The sequence below is a fragment of the Amycolatopsis sp. NPDC000009 genome (assembly GCF_055563465.1).
On the sequence record NZ_JBVHDI010000006.1, the window covers coordinates 206,216 to 229,580 of the forward strand.

The window sequence follows — 23,365 nt, forward strand, 5'->3', positions numbered from 1 at the left end:
GAATCGGTGACGAAGCGCCAGGTGAAGCCGATGTCGGAGAATTTCCGATTACTTTGGGTCACACTTCAGGAATCGGACGTTCCGGGCGGAGATCAGCGGGTCGTCGTCGGTGGCTCGCTCGGCTCCTTCGTCGGCAAAGGAGCGCGAGGAGGAACGGCCGTCGTCGTACGTCCAGGCTGAACGGTCCTCGGTGTCGAGCGTGGCTGATCGGCCTTCGGGGTCGTCGCGGGTGGGGGTGGCTTCTCCGGGGTGACTTCCGGCCGCGGCGTCGACTCGGAGGGCGAGGGTGAGACCGATGCCGGCGAGATGGTCGACAGACCCGGGCCGGCGGGCTGCACCGGCGCGGAACCCTCGCCGCCGCGACCACCCACGGCGATCGCGCCGAACACGATCACCGCGACCGTCGCCAGCGAACTCCCCGCCACGGCCAGCCGTTTGCGTCGACGCCGGATCCGGCCACCCCGCTCGATGATGTCCGCCGCCCGGATGCCCAGCGGGGGACCGCTCGCCCCGTGCGACAGCACGCCTTTGATGTCCTCGTCCATCTCCTCACCTCCCAACGTCGTGTGCTCCGCTCATGGCCAGTTCACTGAAATGCGGTCCGAGCCGCTTGCGCAGGGTCGCCAGACCCCGCGCGGCCTGGCTCTTCACGTTCCCGGTGCTGCAGCCCAGCGCCGCGGCCGTCTCTTCGACGCTGAGATCTTCGAAGTAGCGCAGCACCAGTACGGCCCGCTGCTTCGGGGCGATACCGGACAGGGCGTGCCTGACCAGCATCTCCTGTTCCGCGCCGGTCGTTTCGCCGGGGACGTCGGGAAGGGCGTCGGTGAGCTTCTCCCGTTTGCGCCACACACGCCGATGCTCGGAGAGGAAGGTCCGAAGCACGATCTTGCGCGCGTAGCCGTCGAGCGCGTCGTGCCGGGAGAGCCTCGGCCAAGCCAGATACAGCTTCAGCAGCGCGGCCTGGGTGACGTCCTCGGCCTGGTGCCAGTCCCCGCACAGGAGATACGCGGTGGCACGCAGGCTGTGCGCGCGCTCGTCGAAGTACCGGGCGAACTCGCCGTCCCACGGCGAGCCCGTCCCGGTCTTCGACGAGCGGCTCAACGACACCTAGTTACCGGCTCCTTCGACGATGGCGGGCAGGCGCAGATCACCGGTCGGCCCGGCGGGAACGGCCTTGGGCACGCGGTGCTCGCCCGGCTTCACGACACCGGGACGGGTCGTCGGCGGGGCAGGCTCCGGACGCGCCGACTCGGTGGCGCGGGGCGGCTCCGCCGGTCGCGTGGTGGTGGGCGCCTTGATCGGCGGCTGGGGCGCCTGAGTGGCCGTCGGCGACGGCGCGCTCTGATCGGCCGACGCCAGCGACGTGGTCGCGAAGGCGGCGCCGCCCGCCAGCAGCAGCGCGCCGAGAGTGAGAGCGATACGAGTACGCAAGAGTGTCTCCTCGATCCGGGCGCCGCTCATTGGCCGCGGCGCCTTACGTCGTTAGACATGCGCCCCGCCCACTCCGGGGTTGCATCGAGTTTTCGTCGGAACCACGCGGCCGACTGAACCGGCAAGGTGACCGGCAGACTGTCTCCCGGGAGCGCGTCAGCGCGACGGGAGACTTCACCGCTCTGCGCCCTCTCTTGGGCCGAAGGCCCCCGGAAACGTTTTTGCGGGGCGCCCCGCACGGGAAACGTGAGCTTCCTGTGGCCGGGCGCCCCGCGGGAACGTTTCCGTCAGCGCAGAGCAGATAAACGCAGCCACTCGTCCCAGGAGTAGGTCCAGTCGCTGTAGTCGCGCGCCCGGTTGATCTTCACCGTGCTGCCTTCGATCTCGACGGGGTCGCCGACCAGGGCACCGTCCATGTACGCCTTCGCGTTCGCCGGCGCCAGGTTCACACAGCCGTGCGAGATGTTCTTCTTGCCCTGCGCCCAGATCGAGGGCGCGTAGCCGTGGATGAACTCGCCGTTGGTCGAGAACCGGACCGCGGACGGGACGACGATATTCTCGTAGTTGTAGCGCTCGTTGGTCATCGAGTACGTGTCGTGCTTGGACATCACCACGTGCGTGCCGGTCGGCGTGACGCGGCCCGGGTCGGCGTCGAGGCCGTAGCTGGCCGGGTAGTCCGCGATCTGCTGCCCGTCGCGGATCACCACGAGCCGGTGGGTCTGGGTGTTGCCCTTGACGATCTGCGAGCGGCCGATCTTGAAGCTCGCCGAGCGGTCTTCCTTGCCGTACACACCTTCGCCGATCTTGACGCCGTAGATCTTGGCGTTGAACTTCACCGTGGTGCCGGGCTGCCAGTAGGCCTTCGGCCGCCAGTGCACCGAGGTGTCGTCGTGGACCCAGGCCCAGGACCCTTCGGTCTTCGGTGTGGTCTCGACCGACAGCGCCTTCTCGACCGACGCCTTGTCGGTGACCTTGCTCGGGAACGTCAGCGTGATCGGCATGGCGACGCCGTACGTCTGCCCGTCGAAGACGTTGATGTTCGCGCCCACCTGCTTGCGCGGCTTGACGGTGGTGAAGGTGCCGCCGATCTCGACGGGTTTGCCGTCGGTGCCGGTGGCCTTGCCGGACCACGTGTAGGCCTTGCCGTAGCCGAGTTGTTCGGTGGTGGCCCAGCTCTTCTTGTCCTCGGACGGCTGGCCGGCGACCTGCTTGCCGTCGGGATTGGTCAGCACGACCTGGTCGAGCGTGCCGTCGGCGACGCTGACCTTGATGGGCTGGCCCGGCGCGACGTCCTGCGCGCCCGCCGCGGGCTCGTACGTCAGTTTGGCTGGCGCGGGCGCCTGCCCGCCGGTGTCACTGCTGACCGGCCCGCCGCCGTCCGGCCCGCTGGCCGAGACGGTCGGCTCGCTGCTGCACGCCCCCAGCGTCAGAACGGCCACCAACCCCAGTGCCGCGATCGCCGCCCGGCGGCGCGCGGTTTCCGTGAACCTCAAAGCATCCCCTTTGCTCCCCTGTACACCGACCATGACGTCCGGACCGCCCCTTAAGTTGATCCCACGGAGAGTGATGCGAGTCACAATCGGGTGGGTCGTGGTTCACGATCGGGGCATGACCGACTTCGGTCCGTGTCCGGCGATGACCTGAGGTCGGCGTGCGGCGACAGGGTAGCGACGGGGTCCGACAGAACCCGGAACGGCGTACGACGTTCCGGTGACCTTGGTACTTGGGGGTGCCCAGAGTCCGATCACGGGCTTCAAATATGGCCAGATCCCGGTACGCTGCCATCAGGCCGTCGTTTTGCGTGTTCGTGGCTTCACACTCGCGGAACTTCTGACGCGAGCCATGAGCCGGTGACGCGCTCTTCGCTCGACTCGTTGGAACCGCCCGGGACGGTCTGGGTGTCGCTTCGGAGGCACTCGAAGCGGATGTGCAACGAGGAGTACAGCGGTGGCGCAAGGCACTGTGAAGTGGTTCAACGCGGAGAAGGGCTTCGGCTTCATCGCGCAGGATGGCGGCGAGGGCGACGTCTTCGTTCACTACTCGGAGATCGAGGGTCGCGGGTTCCGCACGCTCGAGGAGAACCAGCGAGTGGAGTTCGAGGTCGGTCAGGGCCAGAAGGGCCCGCAGGCCCAGAAGGTCCGCGCGATCTGAGTCCGCCCTTCAGGCGTTGCTCAGACTGATCAGAAAAGCCCCCGGCGATCTCGCCGGGGGCTTTTCTCTTGCCGTGAAGCTTCTTCTGTTGTGCTGTTCCGTTCCGCGGCGGCGGAGGTCAGCGAGGGACGGGCTGCTCCCACGCGTTGGCGTCGAAGCGGAATTCGTCGGTGTGGGCTTCTTCGTGGCGGCGCTGCTGGGCCGAGTTGGCCTGCGATTCCCACGAGAGGCGCTCGAGGATCCATTCCTGCGCCAGCGCCTGCGGTGACAGGTTGCGCTCGGCGGCGGCGTCCTTGAGCTGTTCGCAGGCGATGAGGTTCATCCGCAGCTGGAAGACCTGCGCTTCACCGAAGCGCTTGCCGGTGCCGGTGCTTTCCGGGTCGTTCTCGGGGGCGAGGGCACGAAGGTAGCTGGTGAGCTCCGTGTCTTCGACGACCGCTTCGGCCTCCTTGGAGGCGGAATTGCGGTGACGACCGGGGTTGACCGGCTTCAAGTTCGTGCGGCTGCCGCTACGACGGCTCAGGGAAGGAAGGGGCACCGGGCCACGATAACGGTTCGGTCTCGGCAAACCAACCACAGTGAGCCACGACACACCCTTTTATTTTTCCGAACGGCCCAATCCCCACAAAGACGACCACCTGAACGATCACCGCCCGCGATCAGAAACCCTCCCGCGCAGCGTCACCCGGCCACTCAACGGCCACCGGCCCGGGGCCCGCCAACCGCCGCCTCAAGGAACCTGGGGGTCTGGGGGGTGGCCCCCCAGAAAACGGAGCGACCCCCGCGCCAGGGGGAGGAACGCGGGGGTCGGAGGGGATCTCCACAGGCGCTGACCGGGGGTGTGTCAGCAAATCGATTGTTGCACGGTTTGCTGAGAAGGGCGAGTGGGCGCGGGCAGAATTCCGGCCAGGGAGCCATCTCTGGTTCGCCTGGGGTTCATGTGGTGCGGACGTACGCGTGATCGCTCTGCGTTGTGCGGAGCGTGGCGACAGGTTCACTCTCCGGGGGGCTGTGTGTCGCGGCCGGCTCTGGTTAGCCTCGCGGCCAAGCTGTTCGTTGGCCGTCTGGAGGAACCATGGGTGGGTCTGTGGAAGTTCGACAGTTCCTCCTTCGGTACGAAGGTGCCGATGGGGGAAGCTCGACGACGTTGGCCGGTGGTCTGCCGGCGCAGCGCACGGGTCAGGGGGACGCGCAGCGCGTGTCCGACGACCAGGTGCGCCGTGCCCGGCTGGCGGTGGCCAACGGGGCGTTGGGTGTCGATGACTGTGTCCAGCTGCTGGACATGCTGGGGTTGACGCTGGACGAGGACGGGCAGGCGCCCGTTCAGCGCTGAGTTCGTTCACGAAGCCCGGTCGCGCGGGGTGTGCCGCGCGACCGGGCTTCGTTGTACGCCCGGGCGGCCGCTCGGGCCTGATATCCTGAACTCACCGCGTTCTCGCAGGTCCCAGCCCTGTGAACAACTAGGGGACCCCCTGTGCGAAGGCGGAAAAGGGGGTGTCCTATAGTTATGTTCGCTCCCGGGGACACCGGAGAGCGCGGGTCGGTCGGTTCGCCGAAACCGAACCGGGCTCCCATCGTCCAGCGGCCTAGGACTCCGCCCTTTCAAGGCGGCAACGCGGGTTCGAATCCCGTTGGGAGTACGCAGTACAGTTACAAAGCAGTATGCAAGGCCCTGTGGCGCAGTTGGTTAGCGCGTCGCCCTGTCACGGCGAAGGTCGCGGGTTCGAGTCCCGTCAGGGTCGCAAGATCGTTCGGCTCCTTGCCGGCGTTCCCGGCCAGGTAGCTCAGTTGGTACGAGCGTCCGCCTGAAAAGCGGAAGGTCGCCGGTTCGACCCCGGCCCTGGCCACCGCTCAACGAACCGCCTCGATGCATTTCGAGGCGGTTTTTTCATGCCTGCGGCCGGTTTCGGTCCACAGCACCGCGCGGTGGCGGCCGATGTCGCAGGTGCATCGGGCGCCACCGCGCGGGGCGGGGTCTGGCGTCTACCGACCGGTCTGCTGCTTGATCCAGTCGCCGAACGCGGTCACGTCGGTGTAGATGCCCGGCATTTCCGGGCAGCTGGCGGTCTGACCGCGGCTGGTGGCGCCGACCAGCGTCCATTTGTCGCCCGACTTCACCACGGCGGGGCCGCCGGAGTCGCCGTAGCAGGCGCTCGCCTTGCCGCCCTGGTTGTCCATGCACAGCTCGGTCTGCGCGTCGTAGGCACCGGAGCCGGAACATCCGGAGTCCTCGGCGACCTTGGTGTCGAGCTGCTGGAGAACCACAGGTGCCTCGCCGCAGCCGCGCGTGGGACAGGTCAGCCCCCAGCCGATCTCCCGCACGTCGGTGCCCGCCGCCGGCGACTGGCCGATCTCGATCGGCGCCGCCTCCGCCGGCTTGGCCAGGTGCACCAGGGCGATGTCGTACGGACCGGAGCCGTCGTACTTCTCGTGGACCACGAACTTGTCGACCTCGGCGACCTCGCCGCCCTTGGTGTGGTCGGTGGTGTTGAGGCGGTACTGCCAGTTCGACGGCTGCTCACCCTCGACGCAGTGCGCGGCGGTCACCAGCCACTCCGGTGCGATCAGGGACGCGCCGCAGTTGTGGTCACCGCTCTTGGTCTGCATCGACGCCATGAAGGTGTAGGTCTCGGTCGCGTCCACACCACCCACGATCAGCGGCTGAACGCCCGAGGGCGGTTCGGCGGCGGAAGCCGGCATCGCCAACCCGAGTACGGCGGCCGCTCCGGTCAGCAGACCGGCGACGAGGGAACGAGTCCTCATCTGCTTTCTCCTTCCACACCGGTGTGTTTCACCGGCTCACTCCGGAAGGGTGGCCAATCGTCACTCGTTCGTGAAAGTGACGAAAGTCGGTGGCCGTTGCCAGTTACCAGTTGGCCGACCTTGACTTCGAGTTAGGTGGAGGTGTCAATCTCGGAGCATGACAATCGCAGCTGAGCAGGCCGACGAATGGACCGTCGGCACCCTCGACCTCGACGCGTACCTCGGCCGGATCGGCCAGGATCGCGCGGAGCCTTCCGGCGCCGCGTTGCGTGAGCTGGCGAAGGCACACGTCCTCGCCGTTCCGTTCGAGAACGTCGACGTCGTTTTGGGGCAGCACAAGGGAATCGCGCTCGAAGACGTGATCGGCAAACTCGTCGGCCGTGATCGCGGTGGCTATTGTTACGAGCACGGAAGCCTTTTCGCCGCGGCCGCCGAGCAGCTCGGCTACCCCGTACGCCGCCTGGTCGCGCGGGTGCAGCCGCAGAAGAACGGGCCGTACACGCATATGACGCTCGTGGTCGAGGCGGACGGCGTCCCGCATCTGGTCGACGTCGGATTCGGCGCCGGGATGCTGGTGCCGATGCCGCTGGCCGACGGCGCCGTGGTGGATCAGGCGGGCTGGCCGCACCGGCTCGTCGCCGACGGCGACTGGTGGCGCCTGCAGAAACAGGAGGGCGACGACTGGACCGACCTGCACGCCTTCACGCTCACGCCGATGCACCGGATCGATTACGAGGTCTACCACCACTACACGTCGACACATCCGCGGTCGCCGTTCACCGGGCAGCTGGTGGTCATGCGGCTGGAGGAAGGGCTCAGCCGCAAACTGGTCGGCGAGGAGTTCATCGTCGAACGACCGGACGGGGTCAAGGAGACCACCACGGTCCCGCCCGAGCGGCTCGACGCGACACTGCGCGAGCTGGGCGTCGTCCTCACCGAGGGCGAGCTCGCGAAACTGCTGACGATCTACCCGGGCTGAGGGCTCAGAGTTCGAATTCGGCGCGCTTGTCCTCGGGGACGAGGTCCTCGTATTCACGGTGCTTCGCGATGAACGAGCGCACGTACGGGCAGTAGGGGAGGACGGACCTTCCCTGCGCCCGGACGTCGTCGAGCGCCGCGGTCACGAGCTTGCCCGCCAGGCCCTGTCCCGAGAAGTCGTCCGAGATCTCGGTGTGCAGGAACAGGATCGCGTCCGGGCGGGTGCGGGTTTCCAGGAACCCGGCGGTCTTCCCGTCCACGACGATGTCGTAGCGGTCTTCTCCGGTTTTGATCTCGACACTCATCCCGCGGCTCCGAAAAGTTCGTCCGGTGGCGCGGGGCGACCGAGATGGAAGCCCTGCGCCTGGTCACAGCGCAGCTCGCGAAGGATCGTGAGCTGCTCTTCGTCTTCGACACCTTCGGCGACGACGATCAGGTCGACGGCGTGCGCCATCGCGATGATGCTCTTGACGATCGCCGCCGCGTCGCGCGATTCCGCGATGCCGGTGACGAAGGTGCGGTCGATCTTGAGCGTATCCAACGGGAGCCGTTGCAGCTGGGCGAGCGACGAGTAGCCGGTGCCGAAGTCGTCGATCGCCAGTGAGACACCGAGATCGCGCAACGACGTCAGGACTTCGGCGGCCGCGGCTTGGTCCCGCATCAGCGCGCTCTCGGTGACCTCCAAGGTCAGCGCGTGCGGCGGGAGCCCGGTGGTCTTCAGCGCGTCCTGCACCCCGGCGACCAGATGCGGGTCGTCCAGCTGCCGGGCCGAGAGATTGACCTTGAGGTTGAGGTCGATGCCGAGTTGCTCGCGCCGTCTGGCGATCTCGCGGGTGGTGGTGCGCAGGACGTACTTGCCGATCAGGTTGATCAGGTCGCTCTCCTCGGCCAGCGGGATGAACTCGGCAGGCGAGATCGTGCCGTGCGCCGGATGTTTCCAGCGCAGCAACGCCTCCACGGCGACCATCTCGCCGGATTCGATGTCCACGACCGGCTGGTACGCCGTCCAGAGCTCCTCGTTCTGCAACGCGTCGCGCAGGTCCTGTTCCATCCGGAGCCGCCGCTGCATCCGCTCGCGCAGCTCGACGTCGAAGAACTCGTAGCGCGCCCGGCCGAGCGTTTTCGCTTGGTACATCGCGACATCCGCGTCGCGCAGCAGATCTTCGGCGGTCCGGGTGTCGTCGTTGGCCGCGGTGACGATGCCGATGCTGGCGTCGATGTGCAGCTGCCTGCCGTTGACGGTGATCGGTTCCGTCAGCGCTTCGCGCAGATGCTCGGCCAGTGCCTTGATCTCGTGCGGCTCGGTGATTTCCGCGGTCACGACGACGAATTCGTCGCCGCCGAGCCTGCCGACGAGATCGCTCTCGCCGATTCCCCGGCGCAGCCGTTCGGCCGCGATGCGGAGCACCTTGTCCCCGACCGAATGCCCGAGGGAATCGTTGATCACCTTGAACTTGTCGAGATCGATGAACAGCAGCGTGGTCAGCTCGGCGCGGCCCGCGCCGGAGAGCGCCTCGGCGAGGCTGTCCAGCACCAGCGTCCGGTTCGCGAGTTCGGTGAGCGGGTCGTGCGTGGCCTCGTGGGCGAGCCGTTCGCCGATGGCGCGGCGTTCGGTGATGTCGGTGAACGAGGCGACCACCGCCAGGGCCGACGGATCTTCCGGGGTCAGCAGCCGCGAGGTCAGCGAGATCCAGACGTCGTCACCGGCGGGCCTTCGCAGCCGCAGCACGAGACCGGTCAGCGTGACCCCGGTGCGCCGGGTCATCACCGACGGCATCCGGGCGGGCGGGATCCGGCCCTGTTCGTCGTACAGCTCCAGCGTCACGCATGGGACGCCGATGAGGTCATCGTGGTCGACGCCGATGATCCGGCACGCCGCGGGGTTGGCCGATTCGATGAGGCCGCCGGGGCCGATCACGACCACGCCTTCGTCGAGGGACGCGACCACCGTGCTGTAGTGCTGTTCGGCGCGCCGCCGGGCGGTTTCGTCGGCGCAGACGAGGACGAAGCCGTCGTTCATCTCCGCGGCCGAGATGCGGATGGCCAAGGTCGAACCGTTGCGATGACGGTGGGTCGTCTGCATGACGCCACCCCGGCGCAGCACCGTTTCCGGATCGAGCGCGGCGCCGACGAGGTCGCTGACCGTGCGGCCGATCGCCTCACCGGCCGTCCAGCCGTAGACGTTCTCGGCGGCGGGGTTCCAGCTGGTCACCACGCCGGTGCCGCTGGTCGCGATGATCGCGTCGCTGACGTGGCTGATCAAGGCGGCCTGGTAGCGCAGGGTCGCTTCGGCGGCCTTCTGCGCGCTGATGTCGCGCATGATGACCTGGAACGCGGGCCTGCCTTCCCAGGTCGTGCGCACCGAAATGCTCTGGACCAGGTACTTCGTGCCGTCGAGCCGGAGCATGACGGTGTCGGCGGGATCGGTCGACGCGCCCTGGCGGTGGAGCGACGCGATTCTGTCCAGCAGGGCCGGGAGCGACTCGTCGGCGACGAAGTCCATGATCGGCCGCCCGATCAGCTCGGCCGTCGAAGACGCGCCGAGCGCGGTGACGGCCGCTCGGTTGACGTAGATGACAACGCCGGCTTCGTGGACGCAGACCGCGTCGGGACTGAGTTCCACCAAGAGCCGGTAACGGTCAGTGAGATCTTCGAGTGCTTGCCGGTTCTCGCGGACGTCGGTCACGTCGGTGGCGATGCCGAGCAGCCCCGTCGAACCGTTGTCGTCACCCATGGTGCGGGCCCGCAGCCGGATCCAGCGGACCTCGCCCGCCGGGTTCCGGAACGACTGCTCGAGTTCGAACTCGCGCCACGGCGGGGAAGTGCGGGTGCCGGAGGTCAGCGGGGCCACCAGATCGGCGAGCCTCGACTCGATCTCGGCTTCCGTGAGGACGCCGCCACCCAGCAGGTTCTCCAGCCCGGGCAGCCAGGACAGGGTCTCGTGCTCGAAGTCGTACGACCAGATGGCGGCGTGGTCGCCCGCGAGGCCGAGATCGCCGACCGGCCCGTTTCCGAGCGGGGCGCCTGCCGGGCGACCGGAATTACCGGCTCCGGGCACGGCGAGGGCGTCAGCCTCCATGATCCGTCCGAACCCCCTCTTCCGGTGCTGGCACCGTCGATTACACCACCCGCCGGGGGCGCTGTATACGCGAACCGAAGGTCGGTCACCGCCGATATACGCGGGAGCAGATGAATACACGCTGTGTGACTGGCCTACGCTGGCGTGTTCCATCGGGTGAATAATTTTTGGTTAACTTCACCCGTTCGGCGGTGAGTTGCGGTAAAACTACTCTTCGCTCGTTCCCGGTGCGAAAGGTTTCAGCTGGTGGATGACGACGACGTTTCGGTCGCCGACCTGCTTATTCGCGAGGGCTGGGACGACCACGAGGAGTCACGGGCAAAGTCACGCTGGAGAGTCGTCTCGGTCGTGATCGCCGTGGTCGTCGCCTGCGGCACGGCCGCCGTTCTCGTCGGGTTCGATTCGGACCCCGAACCGAACGCGGCACCGAACCAGATGAGCGTCATCGAGATGCCGAAGCGGCCTTCGGAAAACGGGGGAGCGGGCGTGACGTCGGCGGTCCCGTCCACCGAGACGGTCGTAACCGGCGACGGGGAACCTACGTCGCGCTCCAGCCGGACGACCTCCAGCCGCCGCACGTCGAGTTCGGCCGCGTCGACGTCCGACTCCCCGGATCCCACCACGCCGACGACGTCGAGTGGTCCCGCCGATCCGCCGAGGACGACCGGGTCGACCGTCGTTCCGCAGCCACCCAACCCCACCCCGCCGCCGCCCTCGACGACGCCGACCGAAGAGTGCAAGCTGTGGCCGAAGTGGCTGTTCTGTTAGGAAGTGCCTCCCGGCTGGAGATCGCACGTGAGGTGAGGGCACGCGCGCGCGTTTCTTGTCGGCCCGCCGACGCGGCTGAGTGAGTAGCAAGCTGCTGCCTCGGCCCGGCCACGGAAATCCGGAAGCGCGCCTTGAGAAACACAGCTAGGGCGCTTGCAGTAGATCCGGCTCCCGGCGCTTGCCGAGGTGGTTGAACAGCAGGTTGAGGGTGAAGGCGACGATCGCGGCGACCGTGATCGGGCTGCCGCAGATGGTCTGAAGCCACGCCGGGAAATGCTGGAAGAAGATCGAATTCCCGGACTGGTTCGTGGCGAACGCGGGCAGCAGCCCGACCCCGATCGACACCGCGACGATGAAGGTGTTGTGGTTGCCGGAGAACTCCACCTTCTTCAGGTTCTGCACGCCGACCGCGGCGACCATCGCGAACATGACCACCGCGACCGCGCCGATCACGGGCTCCGGTACGGCCGCGACGAACGCGCCGACCTTCGGCACCAGGCCCATCAGCACGAGCAGGCCGCCCGCCATCGCGACCACCCATCGGCTGCGCACCCCGGTCATCTGCACGAGGCCGACGTTCTGCGCGAAAGCCGTGTCCGGGAACGAGTTCATCGCGCCGCCGAGGATGGCCGAAAGACCGTCGGTGGCGAGGCCGCGCGCGAGGTCGGAGTCCGTCGCGGGCCGTCCGGTGATCTCCCCGACGGCGACCAGGTCGGCGGTGGATTCGGTGTAGGTCACCAGCATCACGACGCACATCGAAAGTACGGCCGCGACCGGGAAGGTCGGCGGGCCGAAGTGGAACGGCGACGCGAGGCCGAACCAGCCGGCGTCGGCGATGCCCTGGAAGCTCACCAGGCCCATCGGGATGGCCGCGACCAGGCCGATCAGCAGTGCCAGCAGCGGGCCGATCTGGCTCGCGAACCCGCGCAGGACCCGCGTGAACAGCACGATCACCGCGATCACGCCGAACGCGAGCGCGATGTTGGCGGGCCTCGCGTAATCCGGCGATCCGGTGTCGTGGCCGGCGATCAGGCCGACGCCCGGGCCGATGAGCGAAATACCGATGACCATGAGCAGCGTGCCCGAAACCAGCGGCGGGAAGAACCGGATCATCTTCGCGAACGGTTTCGCGATGAGCAGGCCGAAGACACCCGACGCGATCATCGCGCCGTAGACGGCCTGCATGCCGTACTGGGACGCGATCATGATCATCGGGTTGACCACGGTGAACGTCGCACCGGCCACCACCGGCAGGCGGATGCCGAAGATCTTCCCGATCCCGACCGCCTGAATCAGCGTCGCGATGCCCGCGACCAGCAGATCCGCGTTGACCAGCAACGCGATCGTCGCCGCGTCCAGCTTCAGCGCGCTGCCCACGACGAGCGGGACGGCCACCGAACCCGCGTACATGATCGTCATGTGCTCCCACGCCGAGCAACGTCAGCTTCGGCAGCGGCGGCCGGGCGTCGACCGGGTGGACCTCGGGCCTGCTCATGGAACCGACCGTAGCGCGTCCCCTCGTGAGGATCATGTCGCGCAAGGGCGGTGTTGAATGGACATCGGGCACAACGGAAGGAGCGCCGATGGAGACCGTCCTCGTCGTAGGGGCCGGGCAGAGCGGGTTCGGAGTGGCGACCTCGCTGCGGGACAAGGGGTTCGACGGCCGGGTGGTGCTGATCGGTGACGAACCCGGCCTGCCGTACCAGCGGCCGCCGCTTTCGAAGGGCTACCTCGCCGGGACCGCGGGCGACGCCCAGTTGCGTTTGCGGCCCGAGGACTTCTTCGCGGAGAAGGACATCGAGCTGATCCCCGGCCGCGTCACATCGGTGGATCGCGATGACACGCAGGTGGTACTCGAGGACGGGAGCGCCCACCAGTACGACCATCTCGTCCTCGCGACGGGAGCGGACAACCGCGTCCTGCCGGTGCCCGGATCCACTTTGGACGGTGTGTTCACCCTGCGCACCAAGGACGACGCCGATGTGTTGCGTGCCGCGCTGGAAAGCGCGGCGAACGTGGTGGTGGTCGGGGGCGGGTTCATCGGGCTCGAATTCGCCGCGCACGCCGGACGGCCCGTGACGATCGTGGAGGCGCAGGACAGGCTGATGGCCCGTGTCGCGACTCCGGAGGTCTCGGCGTACTTCGCGGCTCTGCACGAAGGGGCCGGGCACACGATCCTGCTCGGCACGGGCGTCGCCGCGTTGCACGGTGACGGCCGGGTGTCCGAGGTGGAACTGAGCGACGGCAGCCGGCTGCTCGCCGACCTGGTGCTGGTCGGGGTCGGGGTAGTGCCGCGGACACGGCTCGCCGAAGAGGCGGGGCTCGCCGTGGCGAACGGGGTCGTCGTCGACGAGCACCTGCGCACGAGTGACCCGAAGATCTCGGCGGTGGGGGACTGCGCGAACTTCCCGTGTGTCCAGGCGGGGACGGCGACCCGGCTGGAGTCGGTGCAGAACGCCGTCGACCAGGCGCGGGCCGTGGCGGCCGTCATCGTGGGTGAACCCGCCCCCTACGAGAGCCTGCCGTGGTTCTGGACCGACCAGCTGGGCGCGAAACTGCAGATCGCCGGGCTGCTGACCGGGGCGGACAAGACCGTCGTGACCGGGGACCGGGAGGGCGGGAAGTTCTCGGTGCTGTCGTTCCGCGACGGCGTGCTCGCCGGGGTGGAGTCGGTGAACCGGCCGCCGGACCACATCGCCGCGCGCCGCCTGTTCGCCGCGGATCCGGAACCACGGTTCGAGAGGCTGGAGGCCAACGGCTTCGACCTCAAGGCCACCCTGGCGTCAACCCAAGGTTGACGATCGTCATGTCGTCAACCTAGAGTTGACGGCATGACGAATCCAGTCCGTCTCGACGACCTCATCTCCCACATCAAGCAACAGCATCCCGACGGTGACGTGCTCGGCCAGCTGTCCGACGCGGTCTTCCTCGGCGAGCACCTCGGCGAAGTGGCCGACCATCTGATCGGTCACTTCGTCGACCAGGCGCGCCGCTCCGGCGCGTCCTGGACCGAAATCGGCAAGAACATGGGGGTGTCCAAACAGGCCGCCCAGAAGCGCTTCGTCGACTCCAGTGGCTCTTCGCTCGAAGATCTGGTGAAGGTGTTCAGCCGCTACACCGATCGTGCGCGGCACGTCGTGGTCGCGTCACGGGACGCGGCGGTCTCGGCGAAGAGCCCACAGATCGAGCCCGTGCACCTGGTCCTCGGCCTGCTCGCGGAGCCGGCCGCGCTCGCCGCCGGGGCGATCGTGGCACAGAAGGTGACTCTCGAAGCCGTCCGCGAGGCCGCGGAGGCGAAGTTGCCGGAACCCGCCGACGAACCGGTGGAGGCGGCGAAGATGGCGTTCGGCGCGCAGGCCAAGAAGGCGCTGGAACTGACCATGCGGGAGTCGCTGCGGCTCGGGCACAACTACATCGGCACCGAACACATTCTGCTGGCCCTGTTCGAACTCGGCGACGACCTGTTGACCGGACTGGGGCTCACGAAGGAGATGACCGAAAAGCTGATCCTGCAGGCGCTGTCGGAGATCGTCGCGGCGCGCGGGACATGACGCGGGTCGCGCTCGGTGTCCTCGTGTTCGTCGCTCTCGTCCTGCTGGCCGCGTGATGGCCCCCTGACGGACGGGGGCCATCACGGGGACTGTCAGGCCGAGGACTCGGGGCGGCCGTCGGCTGCCCAGGCGGTGTGGAACGAACCCTCACGGTCGACGCGGCGGTACGTGTGGGCGCCGAAGTAGTCCCGCTGCCCCTGCACCAGCGCGGCGGGGAGCCGCTCCGCGCGCAGACCGTCGTAATAGGCGAGTGCGGTCGAGAAGCCCGGGGTCGGGATGCCGAGCCGCACCGCCGTCGAGATCACCGAACGCCAAGAGTCCTGGGCGTCCTCGACGGCCTTGCGGAAGCCACCTGAAGTCAGAAGCGTCGGCAGCGCGGGCTCTTCGGCGTACGCGGCTGTGATGTCGTTCAGGAACTTCGCGCGGATGATGCAGCCGCCGCGCCAGATGGACGCGACCTTGCCGAGGTCGATGTCCCAGCCGTATTCGGCGCCGCCCGCCTGGATCTGGTTGAAGCCCTGGGCGTACGCCACCACCTTCGACGCGTACAGCGCCTGCTCGACGTCGTCCGCGAAAGTGTCCAAAGCGGACCCTGTCAGCGGAGCGCGCGAGGGGCCGCCCAGCCCGCGGGAGGCCTCGCGCAGGTTCGACGAGCCGGACAGCGAACGTGCGAAGACGGCTTCGGCGATGCCGCTGATCGGCACGCCCAGATCCAGTCCGATTTGGACGGTCCAGCGGCCGGTGCCTTTCTGCTCCGCCTGGTCCGCCACGATGTCGACGAACGGCTTGCCGGACGCGGCGTCGGTGTGGGCCAGCACCTGCGAGGTGATCTCGATCAGGTACGAGTCCAGCCTGCCCGAGTTCCAGGTGCGGAAGACCTCGGCGATCTCGGCGGGGGAGTAGCCGCCCGCGCCGCGCAGGAGGTCGAACGATTCGGCGATCAGCTGCATGTCGGCGTACTCGATGCCGTTGTGCACCATCTTCACGAAGTGCCCGGCGCCGTCCGCGCCCACGTGCGTGCAGCAGGGTTCGCCGTCGACCTTCGCCGAGATGTCCTCGAACAACGGCCCGAGCGATTGGTACGACTCCTTGGACCCGCCCGGCATGATGCTCGGCCCGTGCAGCGCGCCCTCCTCGCCGCCGGACACACCGGTGCCGACGAAGTGGATGCCCTTCTCCCGCAGCGCGGCCTCGCGGCGCCGCGTGTCCGCGAAGTGCGCGTTGCCCGCGTCGACGATCACGTCGCCCTTCTCGAGGAGCGGGACGAATTCGTCGATCACCGCGTCCGTCGGCGCGCCGGCCTTGACCATGATCACGACCTGGCGCGGCCGCTCCAGCGCATCGACGAACTCCTGCGCCGAATACGCCGGGATGAAGTCGCCTTCGTCGCCGAACTGCTCGACCAGTTCCTTCGTCCGCTGCTCGGAGCGGTTGTGCAGGGCCACCGTGTGCCCGTGCCTCGCGAGGTTCCTGGCCAGGTTGCGGCCCATGACCGCCAGGCCGGTGACCCCGATGCTCGCCTTCTTGCTCATCCGCACCCTTCCGCTTCGATTCCCGTGCCGAGCCTATCCCCGTCGAGGGATACGGCGCCGGGGCGAGAGGGGATCAACCGGGAGTTGTCCACAACCTGGCCTGCCTGTGGACAACTCGCCTCACACGCCCCGGCCCTGCGCTCGCGGCGGTACGCTGGGATCGGGGTCGCCCCCCAGGGACGGGTGGGGGCTGCGTGTGAGGTCTTCGAGGGGTTTCGGGATGGCTTGAAAGGGTCGTTCAGGACGAACGATGTCCTGAACGACCCTTTCATGACACCGGGCGCGGGGGCGGGTGCGCTAGGGAGGGCACGGGGCCAGGACGTGTTGCGAAAGCCACTTTCGCAACCTTCAACGTTGCGAAAGTGGCTTTCGCAACACGCGGCAACACGCGGCGACACACAGCAGGCGCGGAGGTGCGAGGCCGTCAGGAGAAGCAGCGGATCCGGGCACCGTTGAAGGTGACCATGTCCGCCAGCGCCGCCCCCAGATCGATCGCCGCACCCCACTCCAGCCCGTCCAGTTCGGCATAAGCCCGGTGCAGGTTCGCCGGCAGCCGTTCCTGTTCGGACAGCGCCGCGTAGGGCCCGAGATCCGCTTCGCGAGCGGCTTGAAGGGGCGTCAACCCCGCGGACTTCCCATACGAAGCGAGTTTCTGCAGGAAGCCCAGGTATCCGTCGACGACGTCGATCGCTTCGGGGCCGCACACCGGCCCGTGCCCCGGCACGATCGTCTCCGGCTCCAGCTCGCGGACCAGGTCCAGCGCCTTCCGCCAGCCGGCGGGCGAGCCCATCAACGCGAACGGGCTGCCGCTGTTGAAGATCAGGTCGCCGACGAACAGCACCCGCCGTTCCGGCAGCCAGACGAGGACGTCGTTGGTGGTGTGCGCCGCGTGTCCTGGGTGGATCAGCTCCAGCCGGACGTCGCCGGCGTGCACGGTCAGCCGGTCGTCGAACAGCACCTCGGGCGGCCGTAGCTCCAGATGGCCCCAGTCGTTCCCGGTGAACGAGTTCTCGTAGGTGTTGATCCCGGTCGCGACCATCACCTCACGCGTCTTCCGGTGCCCGACGATCGTCGCGCCGGTCGCCAGGTAGTTGCCGTTGGTGTGGTCGCCGTGGTGATGCGTGTTGACCACGGTGGTCACCGGCGCCCCGCCCACCGACTCCGCCGTCGCCAGCAGCGCCCTGGTACGCCGTTCGGTCGAACACGTGTCGATCACCACCGTGTGATCGCCCGCGGCGACGAACCCGCAGTTGTTGATCCACCACGAGCCGTCCGGCTGGACGTACCCGAACACACCGTCGGTGACCTGCCTGGCGAAGGGGGATTCGTCCACTCGGTCACTATGCCCGACCGGCGTGCCCGAAATGTGACGAGATCGCTCCGCCACCAGGGTGACGTACCAGGTGACTGGTGTTTTCGGCCGTTTCCTGGAACGCTGCGCAATGTCATCATCGAACCCCGCAAGGTGAAGTACCCTGGGTGGGTTCGAGTATTCGCGCGCAGGACCGCGGGCAGCCGCGGTCCTGGTTATGTGGTCCGGGAGAGCAAGGCGATGGCCAGCACCGTCACCTCGCGCCGGAAGCAGCTCGGGAACGAGCTCCGGCATGCCCGCAACGCCGCGCGGATGACACAGCAGCAGGTCGCCGAGGTTCTCGGCTGCACCCAGGGCAAGGTCAACAAGATCGAGTCCGGTGCCGTCGGGGTCAAGCTCGGGGATGTGCGATCCATGCTGAACGCGTTCGGGATCAACGGCGACGAGGCCGACACGTTGATGAACCTGGCCCGCGCCGCAGCCGGGCAGCGCGGTCACTGGTCCGGCTACCGATCCGTGGTGCCGCACTGGTTCCGCACCTTCACCGACCTCGAACCCGCGGCCGCGGAGATCCTCACCTGGCACGGCGAGCGCATCCCCGGCCCGTTGCAGTCCGAGCACTACATGCTCAAGCAGTTCACCGAAGCGGGCGCCACCGACGTCACCTCACTGGTCCGCAACCGGCTGGACCGCAAGGCCGTCTTCGAGCAGCAGCAGCCGCCCTACTACCGGTTCATCATCAGCGAAGGCGCCTTGCGCCGCGCCCCGGGCGGGTCCGCCCCGGCGGTGATGCTGGACCAGGTCGAGCATCTGCTGGCGCTGGACAAGCATCCGCGCGTGTACGTGCACGTGTTGCCGTTCGGCGCGCGCCTCGCCGCGGTGCCCAACGACTTCACCATCATGCGTTTTCCCGATCGCACCAGGGATTTCGTCTACATCGAACATTCCGCGGGCGGGTTGTACCTCGACGACGTCAAGGACTTCAACATCTTCGTCGACTCCTGGGACAGGCTGCGCGGTGCCGCGCTGGAGCGCCAGGAGACCCGGCAGTTCCTCAAGGAACTCGCCGAGCTGTACAGAATCCAGATGCAATCCTGAGATGGACCCGCTGTTCCTGCCCGACGGCGTCGATCTCGAGCGGCCCAACGCCGCCCGGATCTACGACTGGGCGCTCGGCGGAACCGCGAACTGGGCGGTGGACCGGGAATTCGGCGAACAGCTGGTCAAGGCGTTCCCGCTCGTCCGTGCCCTCGCCAGGGCCAACCGGGCCTTCCTCGGCCGTTCGGTGCGGTACTGCGCCGAGCACGGCGTGAACCAGTTCCTCGACCTCGGTTCCGGCGTGCCGACCGTCGGCAACGTCCACGAGATCGCCGATGACGCCGACGGCGACAGCCGGTGCGTGTACGTCGACAACGAACCGGTCGCCGTGGCCCACGCCAGGATCCTGCTGGAGAAGAACGGGGATCCCGCCAGGCACGCGGTGCTCGGCGGCGACCTGCGCGACGCGGACGACATCTGGGAACGCGCCATCGACACCGGCGTGCTCGACCCGGCGAGACCGGTGGCCCTGCTCACCGTCGCGGTCCTGCATTTCGTGCCGGGCCCCGCGCTCGCCGACGTCGTCGCGCGATACCGGCGGCTCCTGCCCGCGGGCTCCTTCTACGTCCTGTCCCACGTCACGATGTCCGACGTGGAGGGTGACGAGCTGGGACAGGTCCAGCGCGTCGTGAAGCAGTACGAGCAGTCGAGCACGCCCGTGTCCTTCCGCGACAAGGAAGAGATCCTCGGTTTCTTCGGCGATTTCGAGCTCGTGGCACCGGGTCTCGTCCCGGTCGGCGCATGGCGGCTGGACGACCCCCACTCGCCTGCGCTTAACTGCGCCATCGGCGGGGTCGCCCGCAAACCCGGTTTTCGACGAGGTGTGACGGTATGACTACGCAGCACGATCCCGAAGCTCCCGAAGGTGTCGATCTCGAACGACCCAACGTGGCCAGGGTGTACGACTGGTTCCTCGGCGGTTCGGCCAACTGGGCCATCGATCGCGAGTTCGGCTCGCAGGTGCTCAAGCAGTTCCCGGAGGTCAAGACGTTCGCCCGCGTCGGCCGCGACTTCCTCGGCCGCGGCGTGGGATACCTTGCCCGCCAGGGGATCACGCAGTTCCTCGACATCGGCTCCGGCGTGCCCACCGTCGGCAACGTCCACCAGATCGCGAGCGCGATCAATCCCGACAGCCGGGTCGTGTACGTCGACATCGAGCCGGTCGCCGTCGCGCATTCCCAGCTGCTGCTGGAACGGGAGGGGCTGCTCGGGCGGCACGCGGTCCTGCAGGGCGACGTGCGGGATCCCGCCGACATCTGGAAACGCGCCCTCGAGACCGGAGTGCTCGACCCGCGGCAGCCGATCGGGCTGGTACTGGTCGGCCTGCTGTATTTCCTCGGCCCGGAGGAGCCCGTGCACGAGATGGTCCGGCGGTATCTCGATTTCCTGCCGTCGGGTTCGTACTTCCTGTCCTCGCATCTGACCGAGGACGGCGTCACCCGCAAGGAAGGCGACAACCGGGAGAACGTCCAGGAGCTGTACAAGAAGACGAGCGCGCCGTTCCATCTGAGGTCCCGCGCGGAGTTCGCCGCGTTCTTCGACGGGCTGGAGATGGTGGAACCGGGCATCGACTGGATGGCCACCTGGCATCTCGACGAAGCGGATTCCCGGGCGAGCGACCGGTTCGCGGACGACCCGACCTTCACCGGCGGGCTCGGCGGGCTGGGCCGCAAGCCCTGAGTGTCTGTAGGTGAACCCGCGTCCGCGATCCGACGTCGGCAGGGCGTGACCTGGTCTTTCAGGTTACGAAGGTGGTGAAGCGCCCTGCCACGTCAGCTCCGCCGACAAGCCCTGAGCGATCAGGCCCGGCCGGTCAGATGCCCGATCATGGGCGTCAGGTCGAACGACCCTTCGAGCGGCCGGCCGGTCCTGATCGGGTCCCGGTGCGCGCCGGGCGCGTCGACTTCGGAGTTCCACGGCGGCTGTTTGCGCAGCGGCGCCTGGATCAGGCTGAACCCGAACCGCTGACGCAGTTCGAGCCCGATGGTGCGGTGGTGGTGCTTCGCCGAGGCCAGGCGTTCGTCCTCACGGCGGAACAGCAGCGTGGTAAGACGGACGGCCACGGCGGTCACACCCCCCGGCTCGGACGCGGCAACCGCGCCTGGTCGGCCGAACCGGCGAGGCCGAGGCAACGCTCACAGGGCATCCCCGAACCGACGGGGACCCATTCCAGGTGGTCGTACGGCATCGCCGCGCCGCAGCGGGCGTGCAGGAACTCGGGGTGCGAACCCCCGGTGTGCAAGTCGAAGAGATGCGCGGAGCGGCGGCTTTCGCCGGCCGTACCGGCCATGAGCCTGCCGACGGCCAGTACCGTCGCCGGCATGGTGTCCTGAATGATCACGCTGATCCTCCCCCACGAGGTCGGCGGTGGGTGGTCATGCGCCGCGGGGTGGATGTCCCTGCCGGTCACCTGCCGTCGGTGGCCTGCCGGAACGGCGAAACTCCCTGCTGAACGCACCCGGTGACGTCCGTCGCCGGGATGTTCGCGCGCTGCGAGCGAATCACCAACAACCGAGCCCCGGCCGCTGCGATTAATCCTACTCCTGGAATAATCTTCATGTCGAGGGTGGGCGGAGTTGATCACCCACTTGGCCGTGCGGGATAGTCCCGTTGAGGCAGGGAGAAGCCGGGACGGTGACGGTTCGCGCAGGTCGCGGCCGCACCCCCGACCGACGTTCGGAGGTACGACCAATGGCCGATTATCCGTCGGCGTCGGATTACGATCCGACCACGGCCGTGTCGCTGTTCGACGACTCCGCGTGGGAGAAGTCCTTCGCGAGTGAGCCCAACGGGGGGAACTGCGTCGAGGTCAACCTCGCCAACGAAGGCCTGGTGGGGGTCCGTGACACCAAGCTGGCCAACAGTCCCGTCTTCGTCTTCGATTCCGGTGAGTGGAACGCCTTCCTCAAGGCGGTCAAGGCCGGCCAGTTCGATTTGAGCCCATGACGAAAGGCTCGCGCGTCCGCCGGGACACGCGAGCCATCCGACCTTCGGTCACTTCGAGTCACACCGTCGCGGGGAGCCCGTCAGCGCGCGACAAAGAGGCTAAGCCTGGATCTGGTCCTTCGCCAGGCGACGGCGATCAGCACGGCGAGGACGATCAGCGGGATCAGGCTGATCGACCAGCTCACCGCCATTGGCGGCCCCGGCTGTTCGAGCACCGCCAGATCCCGCAGTTCTCCCGTGCCCTTGCCCGCGGGCCCCTCGATCTCGAACCGGAACGTCCACGAGCCCTGCGTCTGCAGGGCGCGGATGTCCAGCCCCCACACCTCCAGTTTCCGCGGATGCTTCGCGAGCGGTTGCGGACGGCCCAGCCGCCCGGTCTCCGGATTGACGAACGCGAGCGTCCCCGACTTCCCGGCGATCCCGTCGTCCGGGATGAACGTGAAGTCCAGCGATTGCATGGCGCGCAACGGCCAAGTGCTGAAGCCGACCGTCATCCCGTACGGGCCGGCCTGGACCCGTTCGGTGTGGACGATGTTCACCGGTTCGTAGGCGTTCGCCGCGGGCGTGGTCGCGAACAGCAGACCGATCGCCGCCGCCATGGCCAGCAGTGTCTTACGCATGCGCGTTGTCCCCCTTCGCCGGGGCCAGCAGCCCCAGCATCCCGCCGAAACGCCATCCGGCGAACCCGCCGAGCAGCCCGATCACCGCGCCGGCGGCGCCCGTCGCGAACACGACCGCCCACGGCATCCGGTCGGCGCCGTGGACGATCGCGTTCTGGATCGGCATGCTCGCGCCGACCAGGAGTCCGCCGATCCCGCCTGCCAGCACCGAAACCCGGCCCGCGGACCAGCCGCGCCGTGAAAGCAGGTAGACCGCTTCGAGCACGGCCGCGATGGGCAGCAGCGCCATCGGCATCATCGAAGGCATCGCGGGAACGCCGTCGATGTAATCGCGCATCGGCAGGCCGACGGCGCCCGCGTACGCCTCGGCGGCCCACGGCGAGAACCACCAGGTGATCGCCTGGATGACCGCCAGCGCCGCGGCGACCCGGACCGCTCCGCCCGGCCGCGCCCAGAACCCGGCGCCCGCCGAGACCAGCAGCACCGAAAGCAGCGCGATACCGACGGAGACGACGTCGAGCCCGTCGACGTCGATCTGCTGCAGCCCCAGCACGGTCACCGTGCTGAACGCGATCAGCACACCGAGGCTGCCGACCACGCCGACGGTGCCCCAGCGGTGTTCCCGCGCGGCCGCGAACACCATGACCGTGCCGATGATGCTCAGCGTGATCGACAGCAGCAGCCCGATGTGTGGCGGCGAGTCGATCACCGCGTCGAAGCCGTAGAGACCGTGCCACCATTGGTCCCACAGGCCGTACAGCAGGAACATCGCCGCGCCGGTGCCGGTCACCAGGTAGCCGGCCGGTGCGGCGAAGACCTTGCCGAAGACGTTGATCGCGCGGCCGCCGACGCGCGCGTCGACCGGCCGTCCCGCCCGGCGCGCGGCCGTGGTCATCAGCACGACCACGAGGCTCGCGAGCCCGGAGATCGCGCTGCCCGAATACAGGAACAGGTGCGGCATCGTGAAGAACGTGTCCGGGCCGACGTCGCCGTGCCATTGGATGTCCCAGGTCAGCCCGACCAGCGAGATCACCGATCCGGCCAGCACCGTGCCCGCCGGGACGAGACCGGTGCGTTCACTTCGTGCCACCGAGACGGTCCTCGCCCCTCCCGCGGTGAGATCCATACCCCCGACC

The 23,365-nt window shown here is 68.1% G+C and carries 24 protein-coding genes, 3 tRNA genes and 1 pseudogene; 13 read left to right on the forward strand and 15 right to left on the reverse strand.

The features are described from left to right. Positions 1–92 precede the first annotated feature (92 nt). The 4 genes from ACZ3HL_RS18955 to ACZ3HL_RS18970 form a co-directional block, all read right to left on the reverse strand. On the reverse strand, positions 93–545 hold the full coding sequence (locus tag ACZ3HL_RS18955) for a hypothetical protein (RefSeq protein WP_465415826.1): 453 nt from the start codon (positions 543–545) through the stop codon (positions 93–95). Between the two features lie 4 nt (positions 546–549). Continuing rightward, positions 550–1,107: a SigE family RNA polymerase sigma factor gene (locus tag ACZ3HL_RS18960; protein WP_465415824.1), complete on the reverse strand. Its 558-nt coding sequence runs from the start codon at positions 1,105–1,107 to the stop codon at positions 550–552. Then, a complete protein-coding gene (locus ACZ3HL_RS18965; protein ID WP_465532546.1) occupies positions 1,108–1,461 on the reverse strand; it encodes a hypothetical protein in 354 nt (117 codons plus the stop codon). A gap of 257 nt (positions 1,462–1,718) precedes the next feature. After that, on the reverse strand, positions 1,719–2,957 hold the full coding sequence (locus ACZ3HL_RS18970; RefSeq protein WP_465532548.1) for a L,D-transpeptidase: 1,239 nt from the start codon (positions 2,955–2,957) through the stop codon (positions 1,719–1,721). 421 nt (positions 2,958–3,378) lie between these two features. On the opposite strand from ACZ3HL_RS18970, the gene ACZ3HL_RS18975 reads away from it, so the two are divergent. Next, positions 3,379–3,582 carry a cold-shock protein gene (locus ACZ3HL_RS18975; protein WP_003097368.1) on the forward strand — a complete coding sequence of 68 codons (204 nt, stop codon included), beginning with the start codon at positions 3,379–3,381 and terminating at the stop codon, positions 3,580–3,582. A gap of 118 nt (positions 3,583–3,700) precedes the next feature. Here ACZ3HL_RS18975 and ACZ3HL_RS18980 read toward each other — a convergent pair whose 3' ends face one another. After that, on the reverse strand, positions 3,701–4,120 hold the full coding sequence (locus ACZ3HL_RS18980) for a hypothetical protein (RefSeq protein WP_034310430.1): 420 nt from the start codon (positions 4,118–4,120) through the stop codon (positions 3,701–3,703). Between the two features lie 537 nt (positions 4,121–4,657). On the opposite strand from ACZ3HL_RS18980, the gene ACZ3HL_RS18985 reads away from it, so the two are divergent. From ACZ3HL_RS18985 to ACZ3HL_RS19000, 4 genes are all read left to right on the forward strand, one after another. Beyond that, a complete protein-coding gene (locus tag ACZ3HL_RS18985) occupies positions 4,658–4,915 on the forward strand; it encodes a hypothetical protein (protein WP_020633070.1) in 258 nt (85 codons plus the stop codon). Between the two features lie 234 nt (positions 4,916–5,149). Beyond that, positions 5,150–5,222, forward strand: a tRNA-Glu gene (locus tag ACZ3HL_RS18990). Positions 5,223–5,250: 28 nt separating this feature from the next. Further along, positions 5,251–5,324, forward strand: a tRNA-Asp gene (locus ACZ3HL_RS18995). 31 nt (positions 5,325–5,355) lie between these two features. Continuing rightward, a tRNA-Phe gene (locus ACZ3HL_RS19000) sits at positions 5,356–5,429 on the forward strand. 136 nt (positions 5,430–5,565) lie between these two features. Here the strand turns inward: ACZ3HL_RS19000 and ACZ3HL_RS19005 are convergent. Next, a complete protein-coding gene (locus ACZ3HL_RS19005) occupies positions 5,566–6,345 on the reverse strand; it encodes a S1 family peptidase (protein ID WP_465532550.1) in 780 nt (259 codons plus the stop codon). Between the two features lie 157 nt (positions 6,346–6,502). Between ACZ3HL_RS19005 and ACZ3HL_RS19010 the strand changes: the two genes are divergently transcribed. Next, positions 6,503–7,324 carry an arylamine N-acetyltransferase family protein gene (locus ACZ3HL_RS19010; protein ID WP_465532552.1) on the forward strand — a complete coding sequence of 274 codons (822 nt, stop codon included), beginning with the start codon at positions 6,503–6,505 and terminating at the stop codon, positions 7,322–7,324. A gap of 4 nt (positions 7,325–7,328) precedes the next feature. Here ACZ3HL_RS19010 and ACZ3HL_RS19015 read toward each other — a convergent pair whose 3' ends face one another. Both ACZ3HL_RS19015 and ACZ3HL_RS19020 read right to left on the reverse strand, forming a co-directional pair. After that, entirely contained in the window at positions 7,329–7,628 is a 300-nt protein-coding gene (locus tag ACZ3HL_RS19015; RefSeq protein WP_465532554.1) for a GNAT family N-acetyltransferase, read from the reverse strand. Beyond that, complete coding sequence (locus tag ACZ3HL_RS19020) at positions 7,625–10,402, reverse strand: EAL domain-containing protein (RefSeq protein ID WP_465415796.1); 2,778 nt, start codon at positions 10,400–10,402, stop codon at positions 7,625–7,627. The genes ACZ3HL_RS19015 and ACZ3HL_RS19020 overlap by 4 nt, the downstream gene beginning before the upstream one ends. 246 nt (positions 10,403–10,648) lie before the next feature. Here ACZ3HL_RS19020 and ACZ3HL_RS19025 point away from each other — a divergent pair, with 246 nt between their 5' ends. Then, positions 10,649–11,170 carry a serine/threonine protein kinase gene (locus tag ACZ3HL_RS19025; protein ID WP_465415794.1) on the forward strand — a complete coding sequence of 174 codons (522 nt, stop codon included), beginning with the start codon at positions 10,649–10,651 and terminating at the stop codon, positions 11,168–11,170. A gap of 144 nt (positions 11,171–11,314) precedes the next feature. Here the strand turns inward: ACZ3HL_RS19025 and ACZ3HL_RS19030 are convergent. Continuing rightward, positions 11,315–12,665, reverse strand: a pseudogene (locus ACZ3HL_RS19030) (nucleobase:cation symporter-2 family protein). A gap of 88 nt (positions 12,666–12,753) precedes the next feature. Between ACZ3HL_RS19030 and ACZ3HL_RS19035 the strand changes: the two are divergent. Both ACZ3HL_RS19035 and ACZ3HL_RS19040 read left to right on the forward strand, forming a co-directional pair. Then, a complete protein-coding gene (locus ACZ3HL_RS19035) occupies positions 12,754–13,968 on the forward strand; it encodes an NAD(P)/FAD-dependent oxidoreductase (RefSeq protein WP_465415790.1) in 1,215 nt (404 codons plus the stop codon). A 33-nt stretch (positions 13,969–14,001) separates the two neighbouring features. Further along, positions 14,002–14,721, forward strand: a complete 720-nt coding sequence (locus ACZ3HL_RS19040) for a Clp protease N-terminal domain-containing protein (RefSeq protein ID WP_465415788.1) — start codon at positions 14,002–14,004, stop codon at positions 14,719–14,721. A 92-nt stretch (positions 14,722–14,813) separates the two neighbouring features. Here the strand turns inward: ACZ3HL_RS19040 and gndA are convergent, their stop codons facing one another. Both gndA and ACZ3HL_RS19050 read right to left on the reverse strand, forming a co-directional pair. Next, positions 14,814–16,253: an NADP-dependent phosphogluconate dehydrogenase gene (gene gndA / locus ACZ3HL_RS19045; protein ID WP_007030805.1), complete on the reverse strand. Its 1,440-nt coding sequence runs from the start codon at positions 16,251–16,253 to the stop codon at positions 14,814–14,816. 424 nt (positions 16,254–16,677) lie between these two features. Next, a complete protein-coding gene (locus ACZ3HL_RS19050; RefSeq protein WP_465532557.1) occupies positions 16,678–17,586 on the reverse strand; it encodes an MBL fold metallo-hydrolase in 909 nt (302 codons plus the stop codon). Positions 17,587–17,805: 219 nt separating this feature from the next. Here ACZ3HL_RS19050 and ACZ3HL_RS19055 point away from each other — a divergent pair, with 219 nt between their 5' ends. The 3 genes from ACZ3HL_RS19055 to ACZ3HL_RS19065 are packed head-to-tail and all read left to right on the forward strand — an operon-like array spanning position 17,806 to position 20,343. Beyond that, on the forward strand, positions 17,806–18,663 hold the full coding sequence (locus ACZ3HL_RS19055) for a helix-turn-helix domain-containing protein (RefSeq protein ID WP_465532559.1): 858 nt from the start codon (positions 17,806–17,808) through the stop codon (positions 18,661–18,663). 1 nt (position 18,664) lies between these two features. Next, complete coding sequence (locus ACZ3HL_RS19060) at positions 18,665–19,498, forward strand: SAM-dependent methyltransferase (RefSeq protein ID WP_465532561.1); 834 nt, start codon at positions 18,665–18,667, stop codon at positions 19,496–19,498. After that, positions 19,495–20,343: an SAM-dependent methyltransferase gene (locus ACZ3HL_RS19065; protein WP_465532562.1), complete on the forward strand. Its 849-nt coding sequence runs from the start codon at positions 19,495–19,497 to the stop codon at positions 20,341–20,343. The genes ACZ3HL_RS19060 and ACZ3HL_RS19065 overlap by 4 nt, the downstream gene beginning before the upstream one ends. A gap of 119 nt (positions 20,344–20,462) precedes the next feature. Here the strand turns inward: ACZ3HL_RS19065 and ACZ3HL_RS19070 are convergent, their stop codons facing one another. Beyond that, complete coding sequence (locus tag ACZ3HL_RS19070) at positions 20,463–20,735, reverse strand: hypothetical protein (protein WP_465415778.1); 273 nt, start codon at positions 20,733–20,735, stop codon at positions 20,463–20,465. Further along, positions 20,732–21,004, reverse strand: coding sequence for a hypothetical protein (locus ACZ3HL_RS19075; RefSeq protein WP_034310462.1), 273 nt, complete (start codon positions 21,002–21,004; stop codon positions 20,732–20,734). The genes ACZ3HL_RS19070 and ACZ3HL_RS19075 overlap by 4 nt, the downstream gene beginning before the upstream one ends. A 350-nt stretch (positions 21,005–21,354) precedes the next feature. On the opposite strand from ACZ3HL_RS19075, the gene ACZ3HL_RS19080 reads away from it, so the two are divergent. Next, a complete protein-coding gene (locus ACZ3HL_RS19080) occupies positions 21,355–21,609 on the forward strand; it encodes a DUF397 domain-containing protein (protein WP_465415776.1) in 255 nt (84 codons plus the stop codon). A gap of 80 nt (positions 21,610–21,689) precedes the next feature. Here ACZ3HL_RS19080 and ACZ3HL_RS19085 read toward each other — a convergent pair whose 3' ends face one another. After that, a complete protein-coding gene (locus ACZ3HL_RS19085; RefSeq protein WP_465415774.1) occupies positions 21,690–22,229 on the reverse strand; it encodes a hypothetical protein in 540 nt (179 codons plus the stop codon). Continuing rightward, positions 22,222–23,355: a hypothetical protein gene (locus tag ACZ3HL_RS19090; protein ID WP_465415772.1), complete on the reverse strand. Its 1,134-nt coding sequence runs from the start codon at positions 23,353–23,355 to the stop codon at positions 22,222–22,224. The genes ACZ3HL_RS19085 and ACZ3HL_RS19090 overlap by 8 nt, the downstream gene beginning before the upstream one ends. Positions 23,356–23,365 lie beyond the last annotated feature (10 nt).